Below are 18,587 nucleotides of genomic sequence, written 5' to 3' on the forward strand. Positions count from 1 at the left end.
GGCGGTTATCCTTTGGTAATCGTCTCGTCCAAGTTCAACAGCACACGCGCCACCACAATCCACGGCAGAATCTCCTCTGGGGAAAAGCCTGTCAACTGCCGAGTCAGTTTTTGGTCCGTGCCGACCAGCGCAGCCACATCGATTTGACTGGCCGCCATACGCTGACGCTGTTGTTCAAGCACTTGCGCGACGACCGCGATTTCGGCAGTCTTCGGCATGCGGCCGGTAACCAATTGATGTGCAAAACGAATGCGACTCTCGTCACTGTCATCGCTAGCCTCTCGCAAAATTCTCAGCGCCAGCCCACGCGCACACTCGACGAATTGGGGCTCATTCAGTAGCACCAGAGCTTGCAACGGAGTGTTGCTGCGCTCACGGCGGATGCAAGCACCGTCACCTTTGGGGGAATCAAAGACTTGCAGCGGAGGATAAGGCACGCTGCGGAAACTGTGTACATACAGACTGCGCCGATACTGTTGGTCTGGCGGCGATTCGTTCCATACCTTCGGCCCATAACTGGCTGGGGGAACAAACAGAAAGGCCGGCGCAGGTGGATAGACGCTCGGGCCGCCCAATGTGTCGTTCAACAATCCGCTGACCGACAGTGCCACGTCGCGCACTATCTCTGCCTCTAATCGAAATCGCGGCCCGCGCGCCAGCCACTGGTTCTGTGGATCAAGCTCTAACTGTTCAGCAGTGGTAGCCGACGATCGCTGATACGTGGCTGAATTGACGATCAGTCGGTGTATATGTCTCAGGCTCCAGCCGTTGTCCATTAACTCGACCGCTAGCCAGTCCAACAACTGTGGATGAGTCGGTGCGGGAGACTGTCGGCCAAAATCTTCCGGTGTCGCCACAAGGCCTCGACCAAAGTAGGTTTGCCAAATTCGATTCACGACGACTCGCGCCGTGGTGGGCGACTGGCGGTCTACTAGCCACTGGGCGAATCGTAGACGCGGCGGTTGATCCGACTGGACGGCGGGATTCAGAAACTCTGGCACCCCCGGTTCGGCGCGCGGACCACGTTTGAGAAAATCGCCGCGCAGCATGACATAAGTCTCGCGCGGCTTGTCGCGCTGGATCACGGCCAACTGACTCGCCGGTCGTGGATGCTGCTGCCACAAAGCTTCAATCTGCTGGTTGATCAAGTCCAGTTCGGATTCCGCAGTAAGCCAAAACGAAAATAGACGTTCAACTTCAGTTTGGTTCAACTGGTTAAAGTCCCGTGCCAGCAGCGGTTCGAGTTCACTGGACACTACCCGCTCGGCAGGTTGAGGATGCTGGGTGATCGAAAAGCGATAGCGGCCCATCAAGTAATTCTGATTGTCGTCCGAGTTCCAGCCACCATGATTCTGTAACATCCGCAACCAGATCGTGGTCGGTTGCGTGATCACCAGCGGTGTTTCGAACTCGAATATGGCATGCCGATCCTGATTGCTGCGCCTCGGACCGACGTCGGTCGACCAGGCCGTCAACCCATCGTTGTCCACGGCCATTTCGATACCGCCGGTCACGCGTTGATCTGTGCTGGGGTCGCGCTCGCGATAGACAGTTGGCAATGGCGTCCGGGGAGGATTGACGTCAGCAACGGCACGGCGAAATTTCAACGCTGTCTTCTTACCGGTCGCGTCGTCTGCCAATTTAACATCAAACTGCGTTAGCGCGCCAGTCCCGTAGATCGAACGTCCTGGACCGCCATGTGGCAGTTGTGGATGCGTTAATAGATCAAGCCTGACTGCTGTGTAGGTGCCCGGTAATAACTGGCATGGGAATGAAATGTCATTGCGAGTCGGCGCATAACTCTCGCTGATGATCGAACCATCCTCGAGCGCTCGAAACTTCTGTCCCTCCCAGGGCAATTCCGTGGGCACTAACGTCTGCCACTGCGGCCGGTCCTTGGACAGCTGCTGATGCCACTGAGCCAGCGAGTCTCGCCAACCAGAACGTTGGTTTTGCACATCCCGCTCGATAGCAGCGATTTGCTCCAACACGGCCTTGCGCTGTTCTTGCTGCTGCGGAGTGTAGACCGAGATGATTGCCTCGTGATCGTCATTCAGCGCGGCCAGCATCTGGTAGTATTCCAGTTGCGTAAGCGGATCATACTTGTGCGTATGGCACTGAGCACACTGGGTTGTAATGCCTAAAATCGCCTTGCCGATGGCGTCCAGGCGATCAAACAGTCCTTCGACGCGAAACTGTTCGGGGTCCGCTCCACCCTCTTCGTTGACCATCGAATTCCTTAAAAACCCGGTGGCGACGCGGTCGGCCTGAGTCGCCTGTGGTAGCAAGTCTCCAGCAATCTGCCGAATGATGAACTGGTCGTAGGGCATATCCTCGTTCATGGCGGCAATGACCCAGTCGCGATAGAACCAGACTTCACGGGGCTTGTCTTTTTCGTAGCCGTCGCTGTCGCTGTAGCGCGCCGCATCCAGCCACCATCGGGCCCAGCGCTCGCCAAAATGCGGTGAACGCAACAGTTCTTCGACTAATTGCCGCGACCAATCATTGCCGACCGCCGAGTTCCAGCGAGACAACTCGGTTGGCGACGGCGGTAAGCCGACGAGGTCCAAGAAGAGCCGGCGAATTAGTGTCGAACGATCGGCTGGCGCGCTAAGCAACAAGCCCTTGGCTGCTGCCGACGAAGCGATGAAGTTGTCGATCGGATTGTGGATTGTGGCCCGCTGAGCGATCGCAGGTACATCCGGACGCTGCGGAGGAACAAACGCCCAGTGCTCATCGAACTTGGCACCGCTGGCAATCCACTGCTGAAGTGTGGCAATCTCGGCTGCGGAGAGCTGTTTACCACTTCCGGGCGGAGGCATTCTTAATTCCGCGTCTTGCGTCGTGATTCGCTGGACGAGCGAACTGGCCGCTTCATCACCGGGAACAATGGCTTCAGCGGCGACTGCCAGCTGCATATCATCCAGACGCAAATCACCTTGGCGAGCCGAATCGTCGGGGCCGTGGCAGCGAAAGCATTTATCCGACAGCAGCGGTCGAATATCGCGGCTGTACGAAATCTCTTCGCCGCAGGCCGTCGGCAGCTCCAGACCACCTAGCACGACATTGAGCACGACGATCAGAATTGCCAAGCAGCGGAACTCGAGGGCTTGTATCGAGTAAAGTTGGATCGCATACATCGACACCTCCACTGCTGGTCGGCCGCTGACGGACTAAGCCCTCGCGGTGGCTTCAATCACCATCGCAGCGGTTGTCCGGGAATCTGACTGCGCCGATGTCAGATCGTTGGCTTGGGCCACTTGAGAATCGGCGTTTGACGGATTTTGCAACTGATCTCGATACAGTCGATCCAGAATGCCATTGACAAAACCGCCCGAATTGCGATCGCCATAGCGCTTGGCCAATTCGATCGCTTCGTTGATGACCACAGGTCCAGGTGTGCCAACAAACAGCAGCTCGCCAGTGGCAACACGCAGCACATTACGGTCAATTGCCGACATGCGCCGCAGTGACCAATTGGCTGACCGCTGCGACAGCGCTGCGTCAACTTGTTTGCGGTGGCCAGTTATGCTTGAGTACAATTGGCGAGCGAACTCAACCAACGGCACATTGTAACGTAACCGCGCCGCCAAGAACTGATCGGCAGATTCCACTTGATGTTCAGGATTGAGGTCGGCTTGGTACAGCAACTGTAGAACGACCTCACGAGCGCGACGGCGGGTTGTCATGGTCAGGGATGCGAGCCACTGGAGGTTTTCAGCAACATCGGGCGCAAACCGCTGCGCCCAGGCAACCCTAGCATATTAGCCACATTTGATAATTCGTCCAGTGCGAACTGGTCGTCATTTCAACATGCATCGTACTTCTACCTGCCGCTGAACCCGCACTGAAAAGTCGATTGATGGACCTTGGCATGCGAACCGTCGATGCTTATCGTAGATTTTCCAAGCCGAGATGGTCTTTAGGTGCGTTCGACGCATGCTTCAGCCGCTTGAGCCACTCCAGGCTTACAAACGAGCAGCCGTTGTTGAGCTGCATCGCATCGAAGAATTATTCGGTCGAGGTATCTGGCAGTCCAGTAAAGAAATCGAACTGATCAACGTAGCCAAATGTCGTTCCAAGTATCAACAGTGAATGGTCGCGCAGTTAGCTCACGGTAACATGCATCCGTTATTGCGAGCGAAGTGCAGCACGCAGCAACTGGACCTCGGACTGTTTTCAGCGGCGGCGATTTGGCTGATGGAGAGCCGTGCTGATGGAGAGCCGCCAAGGCCACAAGATTGGATGCTAGGAACTGCCAAGCGGCCGCCTGCAAGACTCCGAATCGTGCTATGCGCTAGTCTGGAGTCAAAACGCTATCGCCCGCCGGTGCCGCGATGCTGTAATCAGGCCAGAGGTTGCACTAGACCACAAGCTTGAGCATGGCGAGTACGGCTTCGGCAGTCTCCTGGCCTTTGTTGCCGACATTGCCGCCGGCGCGGTGCAGGGCTTGTTCGAGCGAGTTGCAGGTGAGCAGCCCGAAGCCGATGGGCTTGCCGGTTTGCATCATGAGTTGCATCAGCGCGCTGCTGACCGAGCTGTTGATATATTGATCGTGAGTCGTTTCGCCGCGAATGACGGCCCCCAAGGCGATGACGGCTAGAATATCGGAACGCTGGGCGAGTCGCTTCGCGGCCAACGGTAACTCCCATGCACCGGGCACTTCGACCACCAGAACTCGTGGTAGTCCGATGTCGGCGGCTAGCAAGGTCTCCAGCGCGCCTTGTTGCAAGCGGCTGGTGATGTTGGCGTTGTACGTGGAGACGGCGACTCCAATCATGCCCTGGGCAATGGTCATTGTGTTACGTCCTTACATTCATCAAGAATTCAGCGTTCGACTTGGTCTTAGCCAGGCGATCAACCAGTGATTTCATAGCGTCTGAGGGGTTCATCTCGGATAGCAGTCGTCGGACAGCGGTAACCCGCTGGTGCTCGTCAGCCTGCATCAGAATTTCATCGCGACGTGTGCCGCTGGCGTTGATGTCGATCGCGGGCCAAATGCGTTGATCGACCAGGCTACGGTCGAGGACGATCTCCAGGTTGCCGGTACCCTTGAATTCCTCAAAGATCACCTCGTCCATGCGACTACCAGTGTCGACTAAAGCGGTAGCGATGATCGTCAGCGACCCGCCTTCTTCCACTTTCCGAGCCGAACCGAAGAACGCTTTGGGCCGTTGCAGAGCATTGGCATCCAGTCCGCCTGATAGCAATTTGCCGCTTTGTTGACAGTGACTGTTCCAAGCTCGAGCAAATCGGGTAATGCTGTCCAAGAAAATGATCACATCCGTACCATGTTCCACCATGCGTTTGGCTTTTTCCAAAGCGATGTAGGCAACCTGCGTATGCCGTGCAGCCGATTCGTCGAACGTGCTGCTGATGACTTCACAGTTCTTGCCGCGCACCTCGCGCAGCATGTCAGTGACCTCTTCGGGCCGTTCGTCGACCAACAGCATAATCACGTAGGCTTGGGGGTAATTCTTCAGAACCGCGCGCGCCAACTTTTGCATCAGCAGTGTTTTGCCGGCCCGCGGTGGGCTGACAATCAAGCCTCGCTGGCCAAAACCGATGGGCGCAACCAAATCCACAACGCGGGTCTCTACAATGTCCGGTTGCGTTTCCATGATGATCCGCTGATTGGGATGCAAGGGAGTCAGCTCTTCAAACGGCTTGGTGCGGGCGGCTTGCTCGGGTTGTTGCAGATTAACCGCCTCGACTCGCAGCAACGCGAAGTAGCGTTCCGTCGATTTGGGCGGACGAATCTGGCCGGCGACCTGCGAGCCGGTTTGCAAGCCAAATCGACGTACTTGGCTCGGCGAAACATAAATGTCTTCAGGGCTGGACAGGTAGTGATTGCTGGCATTGCGAAGGAAACCATAACCTCCGGACAAGACCTCCAGCGTTCCCTCGCCGAACATCAAACCGTTGTTTTTCAGCCGCGACTTAAGTAGCTGAAAGATCAGTTCGCTGCGGCTTAGTCCTTCGCTGGCGACATGTTCAGCAACAGCCGTCTGCTTGAGTTGATCGTCACTGAGCTTTTGTAGCTCAGCGAATGTCGGAGCCCGCGCTATTGTGGGTAGGGGAGTCGAGCTACCCGGCTGCTCGGCCTGCAATTCATGGGAGATTTGTTCGGCTAACGAGAGCGGATCACGTTCGGCATCCAATTCGCGAACGCGCTGCTGAGCCTCAGGAGGCAAGGATCGCGAAACGGGTAAGTCGTCGTTCACTGGACGCTCGCCACGCGCCCGCGAAGGTCGATGACCTGTCATGTCTGGTTTGCTCCTACTGCGCTACGCAGCACACAGCCAACGGTCGATGGCAGCCGTCAATCTTGGGCAATCTGATAGCAGATCAGTGATTGCCAGCGTAACTGGGCCGGTCATCAGAAAAGGCCGTTGGCCAAATGGGTTCTGGGCAGCGAGTAAACTCGATACAAACTGTTGGGGAGGGAGATGGGACAAGGACTGCCCAGGCAATTTGACGACGAGATGAGTCACCATGTGGCAGTAGAAGCAGGGCTACTGGCCGAAAATCGATGAGCAGTTAGCCACTAGTATAGCCCAGAAGCCCGTAGTTAGAAGGACAAAACTGGCAAATCGGTGAACTGAAAGAGGTAGAAAAGGCGTCGGTGGGAGTCGAACCCACGAATAACGGATTTGCAATCCGCTGCCTTAGCCACTTGGCTACGACGCCCACGCTGTTGCCAACGAACTCCAATTTCTACAATGCTCAAACTTTGACGTCAAGGGTAAGCCACCTAATGCCGATGCCTAGTTTCCAACGGCGCTGTATTGCCTAAACTGAGTCAGCCTGAGGGTTTGCGGAAATGCTGGCTTGGCCCGGCTGCTGCGTGGTACGCGGATATCGAATACTCCGCTGCGTTGCCGACGTGTTTTCGCGTGCGGATTTGATCATTAACCTACACTGCAAGGAATGGCGATGAGCGGAACTGCCGATTTTGGATTAATTGGTTTGGCGGTCATGGGTGAGAACCTGGCGCTGAACGTAGAGAGCCGGGGGTACACGATTGCGGTCTACAATCGGACTACGGACAAGGTAGATCAATTGGTCAGCGGTCGCGCTAAGGGCAAGAAGTTTATCGGCTGCCACAGCATCGCCGAATTTGTCCGTTCTCTGAAACGTCCTCGATTGGTCATGATGCTGGTCAAAGCTGGCCAGGCGGTGGACGAGCTAATCGAGCAGTTGTTGCCGCACCTTGAGCCAGGTGACGTCATCATCGACGGTGGCAATGAGTACTACACGCACACCGAGCGTCGAACGGCGCATGTCGAGAGCCACGGCTTACTGTATATCGGAACCGGCGTATCCGGTGGTGAGGAGGGTGCGCTGAAAGGGCCCAGTTTGATGCCCGGTGGTTCACCGGCTGCATGGCCGTTAATCAAACCGATTTTTCAGGCTATCTCCGCCAAGGTTGGTCCGCGTGGTGACATTCCTTGCTGCGAATGGGTTGGCCCGCGCGGTGCCGGTCACTATGTCAAAATGGTCCACAATGGCATTGAATATGGCGACATGCAATTGATCTGCGAAGCCTACCATATCTTGCAGGAAGTCGCTGGACTGAATAACGACCAGTTGTATGACGTGTTCTCCGAGTGGAATAGTGGCGAGTTACAGAGCTACCTGATCGAGATCACGCGGGATATCTTTAGCGTTCGCGATGACCAGCCGGGAGCCGATGGCTATCTGGTGGACAAGATATTAGACAAGGCCGGAGCTAAGGGCACGGGCAAGTGGATGAGTCAATTGGCCCTGGATCTTGGGGTGCCAAGTACTTTGGTGACGACGGCGGTATATGCCCGCGGTTTGTCGGCTCAAAAAGATGCCCGGGTTCGCGCCAGCCAGTCGCTTGTCGGGCCTGGTCCCAACGATAATCCGCAGTGCGGTCGCGCGGTGCAGGAGTTGGTTGGGGACCGCCCGCGGTTTGTTGAAGCCGTACGCCAAGCCTTGTATGCATCGAAGATATGCAGCTATGCTCAAGGCTTCGTTCAATTGCAGGCGGCCAGCAAAGAGCATGATTGGGGGCTGAATTACGGCGATTGTGCATTGCTGTGGCGCGGTGGCTGCATCATTCGCGCGCAGTTTCTCGATCGAATCAAGGAAGCCTTTGATACTCAGCCTGATTTAGAAAACCTATTGCTGTATCCATATTTCCAAAAAATCATTCACGATAGTCAGGCTGCGTGGCGCTCAGTCTTGATCGCGGCGACTCACCTGGGAGTGCCGACCCCAGCCTTTTCGGCGGCCCTGGGATACTACGATAGTTATCGTCGCAGTCGTTTGCCCGCTAATTTGTTGCAAGCCCAGCGCGACTACTTTGGAGCACATACCTACCAGCGCGTCGATCGCCAGGGAACCTTTCATAGCCAGTGGCTGGAACTGCGGCGACAGCCCAACTGACTTGCGCCCGCTGGATTGGCAGCACAGCCTTTTCTAAATTCGGCAGCGCCCGGAACTAGGCTTTAGCCTGCATGCTCCTGCAAAATCAATCGTTGGCGTTGACTGCACCTCGTAAATTCAAAAGGACGTTAACATGGCCCATACGATCGTAATTTTTGGCGCATCAGGCGATCTAACCAGTCGCAAGCTGATTCCGGCGTTGTACGAATTATTTCGCCGTGGAAGGTTGCCAGTGCAAACGCGCATCGTGGGGGCGGCACGCAGCGAATTCCATGATCAAGCCTGGCGACAACAATTGGCTGAATCCACGGCACGGTTCGTTGGCAATGGTTTCGACGCCCAAGCATGGAGCGAGTTCTCCCAAGCCGTACACTACTGTGCGTTGGACATACAACAAGCTGCGGATTTCTCGAAGCTGGCCAAGCGTTTGAACGAATTGGAAGGAGGCCAGCGCTCCGATCGCATCTACTATGTGGCCACCATGCCGCAACTGTATCCTCTGGCCGCGACACAATTAGGCGAGGCCGGGCTGGCCGATGATTCTGAAGGGGCTCGCCGACTGGTGGTGGAAAAGCCTTTCGGCACCGACCTGGAGTCGGCTCGTGAGCTGAACCAAGTCATCCACCGATCATTCCGTGAGGACCAGGTGTATCGGATCGACCACTATTTGGGTAAAGAGACCGTGCAGAACATCATGGTGCTCCGTTTTGGTAATTCGATCTTCGAGCCCCTGTGGAACCGCAACTATATCGATCACGTCCAAATCACCGTTGCCGAAGAGGTCATTATCGGTCGGCGGGCTGCCTATTACGAGAAATCCGGCGTGCTGCGTGATATGTTCCAGAATCACCTGTTCCAGTTGATGATGGTGGTTGGCATGGAGGCACCAGTAAAATACAACGCTAGCTGTGTGCGCGACGAAAAGGTGAAAGTACTTCGGGCGGTTCGACCCTTTCACGGCAGCGATTTCGCACAAGGTGGGATTCGCGGACAGTATGCAGGTTACGCTGAAGAAGATGGGGTGGCCTCAGGCAGCTCCACAGAGACGTTTGCGGCTTTGCGATTGTTTATCGACAATTGGCGTTGGAAGGGCGTGCCGTTCTACTTGCGTAGTGGCAAGGGGATGAGCTGCCGCACCACGCAGATCGTGATCGAATTCAAGGAGCCACCACATTTGGTGTTCAGTGGTGGACGTGAGTCGACACCTCAAGCAAACCGATTGGTGATCCAGGTGCAACCGGCCGAAGGAATACAGATGCACTTTCAATCGAAGGTCCCTGATCAAGGCATGAGGCTGCGCACTAGCCAGCTGGATTTTCGCTTTGACGATGCTGCCGGTCAGTCGGTGCCAGATGCTTATCAAAGGTTGCTGCAGGATGCGCTGCTGGGTGACGCCAGCTTGTTTGCGCGCAGCGATGAAGTTGAAATGTCTTGGCAGATTATCGACCCGATTCTGGCGGCTTGGCGCAGCCCGGCTGCCCCCGATCTGAACATCTATCCGCTGGAGAGTTGGGGCCCAGACGAATCTGCCCAATGGCTATCCAAGGACGGTAGAAGCTGGTTTGATGTCTGTCCGGTTATTCACTAATTGCGTTCGTAGCGGCCCAATCGGTGGCACGCCAATGTCGGTTCTATGGTTATGGCAAGTGACAGCTTCATGAATTCGTTCTTCCGAAGTATCAACCGCCGTCTGCGGTTTTCGACGCTGAGTGCGTGGCTGGCCGTCGCCAACTGCCTGGGCTGCGTCCCACAGCCTGAAAACGCCGTCGTGCTGTATAGCGCAGCCGATCGCGAATATGCACAACCCATACTGGACGCCTTCGAGCGCCGCGCGGAGGGCATTGAGATTGTCAGGCAGTTTGACATTGAATCGACTAAGACGGTGGGCTTAGCCAACCGCATCGTAGCTGAAGCACAGCGACCGCAGTGTGATGTGTTTTGGAATAATGAGATTATGCATACTTTGTCTCTTGAAAGCAAAGGATTGCTACAGCCGATCGACTGGGAAATTCCACACGACTGGCCTGCCGAAATGCGCAGTCGGTCTGGCCATTGGGTCGGTGTCGCTGCACGAGCGCGGGTCTTGATCGTCAATCGCCAAGTACTAGCCGACGTTGCGCAGTGGCCCAATTCGGTGCTGGAGCTAGGGGATGCAAAATGGTCTGGAAAGTGTGGCGTGGCGTTACCGCTGTTCGGTACCACCGCCACTCACTTTACGGTTTTATACGATCAACTTGGTGTCGAACGCGCCGAGCAGTTCTTTCAGCAGGTGGCTGACAATGCAGTTGTCTTGTCAGGTAACAAGCAAGTGGCTTTGCAAGTTGCTGCCGGCAAGTTGGCTTGGGGATTGACGGACACGGACGACGCGCTGCTGGAGATCGACGCCGGACTACCAGTGAATATCGTCTATCCGGACCAACTGCCACATCAATTGGGAACCTTGCGGATTCCCAATACTGTGGCGGTAGTTGCGGGGGGACCACATCCCGTGGCGGCAGTCAAGTTGGCCAATTACTTGGTGTCAGAAGATACAGAAGGCCGATTAGCGATGGGGGCCAGTGGTCAGTTTCCGATTCGGCCAGGCCACAGCCAATTGTCCAGGGCACAATTCTCTCGGGATGGACAGCGATTGTTGATCCGCTGGATGGCAGCCAACTTTGAATCTGCCGCCAGCAGGTGGCCAGAATCGTCGCAGCGCCTACAACAGATTTTCAAAAGGTAGATGTCGGGCCAGTCTGTGGAGGCTGGATCAGACCACGGATAGCTTGCGAAAATTCGGCTGAACCGTAGTGAAGGCTGGCCTCCAAGTTGATTCGGCTGGCCCGCTTGATTTGCTCGAACGGCCCATGCACTGCCAGCAAGCCTTGATCATAGAGCATTCGGTCGGAATGACCTGGCAAGAGTACACGGATATCTTCTGAGATCGTTCCTGGTCGAAGTCGATTGACCATCTCGACAATGTTGGTCGTGCAATTGTTGCGTAGGGTGTCGTAGTATTCGGGCTGTCTGGCAATCTCATTCACGCGAGCGATGGATGCCAAGAATACACTGCGAACCTGTTCAGGATTGGCTGTCGTACGATACAAATAGACATCGTTGCGGCGGATCTCGGTGCGCAGGCCAATTAAATCGCGCTCAGTGCCCACGACCCACATCAGTTCGTATTTCTGCCTGGCACCGTCGAGAGGGCTGTACGACTCGTGCTGTTCCAATCGCGCTTCGACAGAGAACACCAGATATTGGCCGTCGGCCATGCCAAAACTGAGCATGGTATGCGCAAGTGCCGGCGACTCGGGGAAAGGGATAACGATAAAATCCAGTGTCCGCAGATCGTTTAGCCAGATTGTGCGATCCGCGTGCCGCACATCATAGTCGGTCTCTGAACGATAGTAGCAGTCGCGAACATTCAATAAATCGACGCGATTACTGTATATCTGCGCGTAGGGCAAAACCGCTAAATTAGGACGCCATGGGCGATCGTGCGATGGCGGATTGCTTTGGCGTGTTGACGCGAGGATCGTCGGCAGCGGTCGACGTGGGCCGGCGTCGGATGTTGCCTTGGGCGCTGGGCTTGAGAATTGGCTGCAGCCGCACACCATGAAGGCGCTGAACGTAAGGATACGACTGGCAGGCATAAATACCGCTTAGGACTCCATTCCAAATCTAGCTATGGCCCACGCCCTCTATCATAGTTGACGACCGCAGTCGTCTAAAGATCAGTTCGTTAGTTCACAGCGGGGGCCTGTGCGGTGGGCTCCACAGGAACTACAGGGCTGAAAAGCGTTCTACCCTGCTCGTCATTCAGCAGCGAATCGCTGGCCCCCGCTGCCTGGTCCTCCGAGCTGTACACATGGTCTCCTCGGCCACCGTCTGTATTGACCAGCAGTTGGCTGACTGGTGGCCAGTCGATGTCCACTCGCGTATGCAACCTTTCCGCCAGGTTCAAGGTGGCTCCACTAGGACGCCACAGTGTTGCTATCAATTGGGCGATGTTTAGACGGGTGATGTCACAGACCAGTTGCGTCCCCAAACAGGTTGCTCCCGGCAGCAACGTCGTGTGTTCACGAATTCCGGCAGATCGAAGTTCTGTATCTATGGGACCTCGCTGACCTTCAGAGGTGATGAGCAGTCGGTAGGCTTGGCTGCCGACATATGCAAGCGGTGGCAGATGCTGCTGAATGTCTGCAAACTTGATAACGGAGAGTGCATAGCGGCTGTTGAGAAAGTCATCTTGCGCAATGCCAAGTTCGCGACACCCCTGGCAGACTCCTTCAAACGCCAATCGCAACAGATGACCGTAGTCACGGATGTCTTCTTTGTCTGTGGATGCTGATTGGTCTGGGGCCTCAGTCGCTTCAACAGAATTCAGTTGTAGGGGTGCTTGTTCGATGCAAGTCAGTAGTCGCTGATGCAAATGCTGCGTTAATTCATCCACAACCCGTAGATGCAAAATTTGGATTGGCGATGGTAGAGATGTTAAGCCAGCAATACTGAGTTGCAGAGCCTCGTTGTTGAGTGCGGATACTCTCCACATTTCGAGCTGTTTGGCCAACTGTTCGGCAGCCGCCTTCGTATGTTCGAAAAAACGGATGCAGTTCATACAGTATTCGTCAAGGTAGTCACGAATACTGCTCAGCAACTGGTCAGCATCCCCCAGTAACTGCGAGAAGGCGGCAAATTGTTCAACTAACTGCGGTGAATTTCGTTCCGAGTAATCTTGAATCGCCTCAATGACTCGCAACTGAATGCGTTCCAGTTGGTTCCAGTTGTAGAATTTTGCCTCGGTGAGTTGGATCACGGTTTTCTGCCAAGTCTGCAGGTCATTGGACAATTGAATTTCTTGGACCTGTGGATCATGACTTAACCGACGAGCCCATTTTCCAATCGACTCGCTGTCATTGAAAATCTGTTCCGTCTGTTGGTAGAGCCCCAGTTCTTGAAGCACTCGCTGCGTAAACTCGTCACGAGCCTCATCGGTCAGCGACCTGTAGGTAGGTGAAGTTGGATCGAATTGATACGCAGGCGTGTTATTCGAATTCGAAGTTTCGGGCGGGCGACAGATATCAAAGAATCCCAGGGCTGTGTTCAGTGCCTGCCAGCTGCACCAACCAGCAAGCAATTCTGGCGTAATCGCTTGAACAGGACGGACGGTTGACGCATCAGCCGTGCGCAGCCAGCCCATCGGTTCATTGGCTAGACTGCGACGCGACTCGGCTAACGCGGCGGACGACAACGATTGGCAATCGAGCGAAATATGTCGCGCCATTTGTCGCGTGGTTAGATGGATAGCTTCCCGATCTTCGTACATGCCTCCATCGATCAATGTCACCCAATCAAAGGGTCGAGCGCTAGACAGCGCGAAACCTGTGCGATAGTCGAGACTGGGAGTCTCTTGCTGAGGGTCCATCAAGTAGGCAAGTTCAGACAATGTTGCTAGAGCGTTGCCGGATGCCAAATTGACAGCTTGACTGTTGGATGTGGTTGCAGCGCTGGCAACTGCACACAAACGGTAGTTTGTATAGCCGTGCTTAATAAAGCAACGTCGAACAATGAATCCCAATTCGCACAGTAGTGCCGATCCAGTTCCCCCGTGCAGTGAAGCGATCACGTAAACGTGCAGCGGCGAAGCGCTAGCCGCACTATTCTTATGGAACTCGATGAGTCGAACAATTTTTTGCTCAACGATCTTGCATAAAGCCGGATAGTTGGCTATCAAACTCAAGGTAGCAATCGGACGTACACCGTCAGTCTTGCGTGATCTGGGGATGTTGTACAACCAGCGTCGCGATAATGGAGCGAATTGTTCGGTGGAAAGTTTACGATAGGCTTGTGGCGATTGAATTGGTAATTCGACCACACAGTTCAAGGGAATGGCTTGCAGGTCTTGGCCGCTGGTAACGTCTATCAATGCTTCGGATGTTGTATCAATACCTAGCCACTCATGATCTTCACAAGTGTAAGGATCGTCGACATTTTGTATCAGATCGCCGCGTAACTCCTTCAGCGCCAGCAGCCCCATGCCCCCGATACCAATGAACATGGCGGGAACGCTACTGGATTGGCAAGCGAATTCTTCGCTGGACAACGCCGGATGAAAGGCCGCTTTTTGACTCCCGGCATGAATACTTGCCTGGGCAATGGTGACTGTACTTTGAGTATGCTCAAAGTGATGCGATTCCGTCGCTTCGACCTTCGACTGGATTGGCAAGACAGCGTTGCGAACCTTCATCAACTGTTCGACAAACTGCCGACAGGTCGGGTAGCGGTCGAGTGGATTTTTGGACAATGCTCGCTGTACAATCATGCGATCGGCTGGCGGCAAGGGGTCTAATTCCGGTGACAGGTTGAGATGTTGCCTGGCCAGTTCACCCGGCGTCTGACCCTTGAATGGCAAATTCCCAGTCAGCAACTCCATGTAGACGACGGCTAACGAATACTGATCGCTACGAAAATCGGGGCGACCATCGAAGACTTCCGGAGCCGAGTAGGCGGGTGTCAGTCCGGCCACCAATGACTGACAGTTGCCGTGCAGGTCTTTGACTAGCCCAAAGTCGGCAACTTTGATTCGATCAGCAATGATCAGCAGATTGCCGGGTTTGATGTCCAGATGTTGTAGCGAATGCTTCTGAGCCAAAAAGTCCAAGGCGTCAGCGGTGTCGCGCATAAAATCCAGCAGTTCGGTTCGTGGAATGCCAGCCACACCCTGGCGACGGAACTGCTCAAAGCGATCTTGTAGACTACATTCTGCCAATTCGGTCACAATGATGACCTTGCCGCGAACAATTTCGATTCGCTCCAGCGAAAGCAAAAAAGGATGATGCACCCGTCGCACCCGCTCCAAGCTCTTTAACTCGTTTGCTGCTCGTGATTCGTCTACATTGCCGTAGATCAATTTGACGGCTTTTTGTAATCCGCCAGGCGCATCGGCCAACCAGACCTCGCCATACCCCCCCGCACCCAGACGCTTACGTAAAAAATATCCTGGGATTGGCTCCGATCCCGCAGGGGTCGTAAAGGATGATTTATTCATGATTCGTCAATCAGCTAGATAAAGTCTCAACAGCAACTGATACAGGGACTAGGGAAATTCGGGAGGGCGGCTGAGGCTCAGGGCTATTGAGCGTCGGCCGGCATCAATAGGCTCTAGGTCAGCGAAGGTCTAATCTCTGACGTGGGAATCGTAGCCTCGTAAGTCGCCGGAGTTGGGCCGGGCGTCTGGAGTGTTCGAGTGGATTCCAGGTTGACAAGATCTGCCTGTGCCGGCGCGGCTTGAGGCTGATTGCCAGCCTGAGCTGAAGCGGACCTACTGAGATTGATCGAATTGCCAAAGTAATTGCGGCAGGCGTGCTTCAGATAGTCGATGCGCAGATCCAATGGTTCATTGCGATAGGTGCACAAGGCTCTTACTTGATTGAGGAGGTCGCGTGGATAACATCGCCGCAATGGCACGCGATTGGCCTTGAAGAACCCCAGAATTAATTGTTGAACGACATCAGGTCGCCAAGGGAATCCCATCGATTCACAGGCAGCGCGAAACAATTTCATGAATTCCAGTTCGCCTGGGTCTCGAATCTCAATTTTGAAGGGCACACGTCGCAGGAAGGCTTCGTCCACTAAATCATGGGGTTGAAGATTGGTGGAAAAGAGAACGATCTGTTCAAATGGAACGGCAATCTTCTTGCCGGTGGGCAATGTTAAGAAATCCATCTTATTCTCAAGCGGGATGATCCACCGATTGAGCAACTCTGCTGGAGCCACCCTTTGGCGTCCGAAGTCATCGATCAGCAGACTGCCGCAATTGCTCTTCAGTTGCAATGGGGCTTCGCAGGTATTGCTGCGTGAATCATGGCGAATCTCCAAGCTATCCAGGGTCAATTCACCGCCTACGATGACCGTTGGACGCTGAATGCGCACCCAACGGCGATCGTGGTTTTGCAACTGTACTATCGGGCTGTGGCTGGCATCCTGCAGAGGACGATGAAAGGCAGCATCAAATAGTTTGATGATCATTCCGTCGTCAACGATCGCATGAGGTATCCAAATGCTTTCGCCGCGCAGCAGCGTCAAGCACTTGGCCAGCGTCGTCTTGCCGTTACCGGGTGGTCCATACAAGAAGATGCCTCCATTGCTATTGACGGCTGGACCCAAAAAATCCAGCCAACTCGACTCAAAGGAAATGTGCTGCAACGCCTCGGTTAGTCGATTACGCTGAATGGGTTCAAATTGATTGGCTTGTGCATCAACGCTTAGTAGATACTCCGATAACGGCACTGGAGCCACGCCGGCGTATTTGAAAACCTGCTGATGCTGGAGTGTTCTTTTCTGCCCCAATTCGGTCAGCGCGTAATAGTAGTCGCTCAATGGAGCTGACCGAGCATGGGCGACTATTTGGCGGGTGCGCATGTGGGCTAACTGCGCATCAATAATTCCGAATGGCAAGCCAATCTGTTCCGCAAGCTTCCGTCCGCTCTGCGTGCCAATTCCCATCAGTATCTGGCAGAGAATGGATTCCACCATGGTGCTGCTGAGCCCACAATCTTCTAGAGACGTCGGTTCAGCGGGCCAAAAGTGATCTTCGTGAAGCACTTCCGGCAAGTTGTTTGCCGCAGTCAAGAAATTTGTGGCCTCTGGCGAGAGCTGGAGCGTGTTATGAAAAGTCATGGGTATAGTCGGCCCCTGGGAACTTTGCCACGCGCAGCGCTACCGAGCTAACTATCAAAGATTCAGCTAGCTTCTCAACCTGCCGTCGGAATATTAACCGTCAAACTGTGCGTTATGGAATACGCGAAGTCACTGACTACACTCCCAACTGTTGCAAGTTGTTAATGCCAATTGGTCATTGCCAACGGGTCTAGGGGTGATAGCGATTGCGCCGATTAACGCGCTTGGGTAGATTGCTGACCACAGCCGCAGTTAAATCGGCATTTCTCAGGATCAGCTGCGCCGGATGATATTTTATAAGCTACGGTACCACAGCAGTTTCTTGGATTGCGAGCTAAGGATTGCGCGCAGTTGTACGCAGAAGAAAAACGATAATTCAATGCATTCGATAACTAGCACCACTGACCACGTCCTGGCGCACCCGGCCGATGCAATGGCCCTGCAGAGCTCGTGGATACTAGTGCGCGGTGACTCGAGCGACGGACCGCAACAAATTCAAGTTACTCCTATCCCGTTTACAGTTGGACGCCGGCCAGGCAGTTCACTGCAAATCAATTCCCGTACGATATCAGGGCTACACGCAACGTTAACCTGTGAGGACGATGGGCTGTGCGTTACCGACAATGGCAGCACCAACGGTACCTATGTTAATGGACAAAAGATCTCTCAGCCGACCAAACTCGCAGAGGAGGACCTGCTACAGTTTGCCGATATTGTGTTCCGGGTTCGCAAGTCGCAGCGTTCGACCGTTTGTCAAACGATGCAGGAAGATGTTTGCGATAGTGCATTGGCGCTAGTGCAGTTTGACCGACTAATGCAGAATCGGTTGGTCACCCCCAACTTTCAGCCGATCGTCGATATTCGATCCGGTGATTTCGTGGGCTATGAAGTGCTGGCGCGCAGCCGCTTGTTTGGACTGGAGTCCTGCCAAGCAATGTTCGACGCAGCCTCGCGGTTGAATATGGAAGTTGAGTTGAGCCGCATGTTGCGTTGGGAAGGCGTGCGGCACGCCTTAGAACTGGCAAACAATATGACGATCTTCCTCAACACCCATCCACTGGAGATTCGTCAAGACGGGTTGGTGGATTCCCTGGTCACAGTTCGGCAACTATCGTACGACAAGCCGATCATTTTGGAAGTTCACGAAGCCGCAGTTACCGATCCTGCTGAAATGCGAGAATTGAAAGCCCGCTTGCGAGACCTGAACATTGGTATCGCCTACGACGATTTTGGTGCTGGACAAACACGACTCAGCGAGTTAATTGAGGCACCACCGGACTACCTCAAATTTGATATGTCGCTGATTCGCGGTATTGATCAGGCTCCTCCTGAAAGACAGAAGATGCTGGCTGCCCTGGTACAGATCGTGCTCGACCTAGGCGTCAATCCGCTGGCAGAGGGCATTGAAACCCCCGCCGAGGCAGATGTTTGTCGCAATCTTGGATTTCAGACTGCCCAAGGCTATCATTTTGGCCGCCCGGCTCCCTGCCAGAACTACCAGTAGCCGATTT

The 18,587-nt window shown here is 54.5% G+C and carries 12 protein-coding genes and 1 tRNA gene; 5 read left to right on the top strand and 8 right to left on the bottom strand.

All coding sequences use genetic code 11. The annotated features are described in order from the left end of the window. Positions 1 to 5 precede the first annotated feature (5 nt). A complete protein-coding gene (locus KF752_06905; GenBank protein ID MBX3421271.1) occupies positions 6 to 3,140 on the bottom strand; it encodes a PSD1 domain-containing protein in 3,135 nt (1,044 codons plus the stop codon). A gap of 33 nt (positions 3,141 to 3,173) precedes the next feature. After that, positions 3,174 to 3,689, bottom strand: a complete 516-nt coding sequence (gene nusB / locus KF752_06910; GenBank protein MBX3421272.1) for a transcription antitermination factor NusB — start codon at positions 3,687 to 3,689, stop codon at positions 3,174 to 3,176. Positions 3,690 to 3,939: 250 nt separating this feature from the next. Between nusB and KF752_06915 the strand changes: the two genes are divergently transcribed. Then, complete coding sequence (locus KF752_06915; protein ID MBX3421273.1) at positions 3,940 to 4,095, top strand: hypothetical protein; 156 nt, start codon at positions 3,940 to 3,942, stop codon at positions 4,093 to 4,095. Positions 4,096 to 4,363: 268 nt separating this feature from the next. On the opposite strand, the gene KF752_06920 is transcribed toward KF752_06915, so the two are convergent. The 3 genes from KF752_06920 to KF752_06930 all read right to left on the bottom strand — a co-directional run bounded on the left by KF752_06920 (position 4,364) and on the right by KF752_06930 (position 6,690). Continuing rightward, complete coding sequence (locus KF752_06920; protein MBX3421274.1) at positions 4,364 to 4,798, bottom strand: 6,7-dimethyl-8-ribityllumazine synthase; 435 nt, start codon at positions 4,796 to 4,798, stop codon at positions 4,364 to 4,366. 4 nt (positions 4,799 to 4,802) lie between these two features. Further along, complete coding sequence (rho, locus tag KF752_06925) at positions 4,803 to 6,266, bottom strand: transcription termination factor Rho (GenBank protein ID MBX3421275.1); 1,464 nt, start codon at positions 6,264 to 6,266, stop codon at positions 4,803 to 4,805. Between the two features lie 351 nt (positions 6,267 to 6,617). Further along, positions 6,618 to 6,690 (bottom strand) — tRNA-Cys (locus KF752_06930). A 246-nt stretch (positions 6,691 to 6,936) separates the two neighbouring features. Between KF752_06930 and gnd the strand changes: the two genes are divergently transcribed. The 3 genes from gnd (at position 6,937) to KF752_06945 (ending at position 11,137) form a co-directional block, all read left to right on the top strand. Next, on the top strand, positions 6,937 to 8,415 hold the full coding sequence (gnd, locus tag KF752_06935; protein MBX3421276.1) for a decarboxylating NADP(+)-dependent phosphogluconate dehydrogenase: 1,479 nt from the start codon (positions 6,937 to 6,939) through the stop codon (positions 8,413 to 8,415). 133 nt (positions 8,416 to 8,548) lie between these two features. Next, positions 8,549 to 10,003 (top strand): glucose-6-phosphate dehydrogenase, encoded by a 1,455-nt coding sequence (gene zwf, locus KF752_06940; GenBank protein ID MBX3421277.1) that lies wholly within the window; start codon positions 8,549 to 8,551, stop codon positions 10,001 to 10,003. Positions 10,004 to 10,072: 69 nt separating this feature from the next. Beyond that, positions 10,073 to 11,137: an extracellular solute-binding protein gene (locus KF752_06945; protein ID MBX3421278.1), complete on the top strand. Its 1,065-nt coding sequence runs from the start codon at positions 10,073 to 10,075 to the stop codon at positions 11,135 to 11,137. Here the strand turns inward: KF752_06945 and KF752_06950 are convergent. The 3 genes from KF752_06950 to KF752_06960 form a co-directional block, all read right to left on the bottom strand. Continuing rightward, positions 11,127 to 12,050, bottom strand: a complete 924-nt coding sequence (locus KF752_06950) for a DUF4105 domain-containing protein (protein ID MBX3421279.1) — start codon at positions 12,048 to 12,050, stop codon at positions 11,127 to 11,129. The two genes, KF752_06945 and KF752_06950, sit on opposite strands and share 11 nt — an antisense overlap. An 89-nt stretch (positions 12,051 to 12,139) precedes the next feature. Then, entirely contained in the window at positions 12,140 to 15,445 is a 3,306-nt protein-coding gene (locus KF752_06955; protein ID MBX3421280.1) for a protein kinase, read from the bottom strand. 113 nt (positions 15,446 to 15,558) lie between these two features. After that, entirely contained in the window at positions 15,559 to 17,076 is a 1,518-nt protein-coding gene (locus KF752_06960) for an AAA family ATPase (GenBank protein MBX3421281.1), read from the bottom strand. A 379-nt stretch (positions 17,077 to 17,455) separates the two neighbouring features. On the opposite strand from KF752_06960, the gene KF752_06965 reads away from it, so the two are divergent. Next, positions 17,456 to 18,580: an EAL domain-containing protein gene (locus tag KF752_06965; GenBank protein ID MBX3421282.1), complete on the top strand. Its 1,125-nt coding sequence runs from the start codon at positions 17,456 to 17,458 to the stop codon at positions 18,578 to 18,580. Positions 18,581 to 18,587: the final 7 nt, after the last annotated feature.

The sequence above is a fragment of the Pirellulaceae bacterium genome (assembly GCA_019636385.1).
Taxonomy (GTDB): domain Bacteria; phylum Planctomycetota; class Planctomycetia; order Pirellulales; family Pirellulaceae; genus Aureliella.

Excerpts from the sequence above, each read along its gene's own strand:
- KF752_06905 (MBX3421271.1), bottom strand. The coding sequence starts at position 3,140 with ATGTATGCGATCCAACTTTACTCGATACAAGCCCTCGAGTTCCGCTGC.
- nusB (MBX3421272.1), bottom strand. The coding sequence starts at position 3,689 with ATGACAACCCGCCGTCGCGCTCGTGAGGTCGTTCTACAGTTGCTGTAC.
- KF752_06915 (MBX3421273.1), top strand. The coding sequence starts at position 3,940 with ATGCTTCAGCCGCTTGAGCCACTCCAGGCTTACAAACGAGCAGCCGTT.
- KF752_06920 (MBX3421274.1), bottom strand. The coding sequence starts at position 4,798 with ATGACCATTGCCCAGGGCATGATTGGAGTCGCCGTCTCCACGTACAAC.
- rho (MBX3421275.1), bottom strand. The coding sequence starts at position 6,266 with ATGACAGGTCATCGACCTTCGCGGGCGCGTGGCGAGCGTCCAGTGAAC.
- gnd (MBX3421276.1), top strand. The coding sequence starts at position 6,937 with ATGAGCGGAACTGCCGATTTTGGATTAATTGGTTTGGCGGTCATGGGT.
- zwf (MBX3421277.1), top strand. The coding sequence starts at position 8,549 with ATGGCCCATACGATCGTAATTTTTGGCGCATCAGGCGATCTAACCAGT.
- KF752_06945 (MBX3421278.1), top strand. The coding sequence starts at position 10,073 with ATGAATTCGTTCTTCCGAAGTATCAACCGCCGTCTGCGGTTTTCGACG.
- KF752_06950 (MBX3421279.1), bottom strand. The coding sequence starts at position 12,050 with ATGCCTGCCAGTCGTATCCTTACGTTCAGCGCCTTCATGGTGTGCGGC.
- KF752_06955 (MBX3421280.1), bottom strand. The coding sequence starts at position 15,445 with ATGAATAAATCATCCTTTACGACCCCTGCGGGATCGGAGCCAATCCCA.
- KF752_06960 (MBX3421281.1), bottom strand. The coding sequence starts at position 17,076 with ATGACTTTTCATAACACGCTCCAGCTCTCGCCAGAGGCCACAAATTTC.
- KF752_06965 (MBX3421282.1), top strand. The coding sequence starts at position 17,456 with ATGCATTCGATAACTAGCACCACTGACCACGTCCTGGCGCACCCGGCC.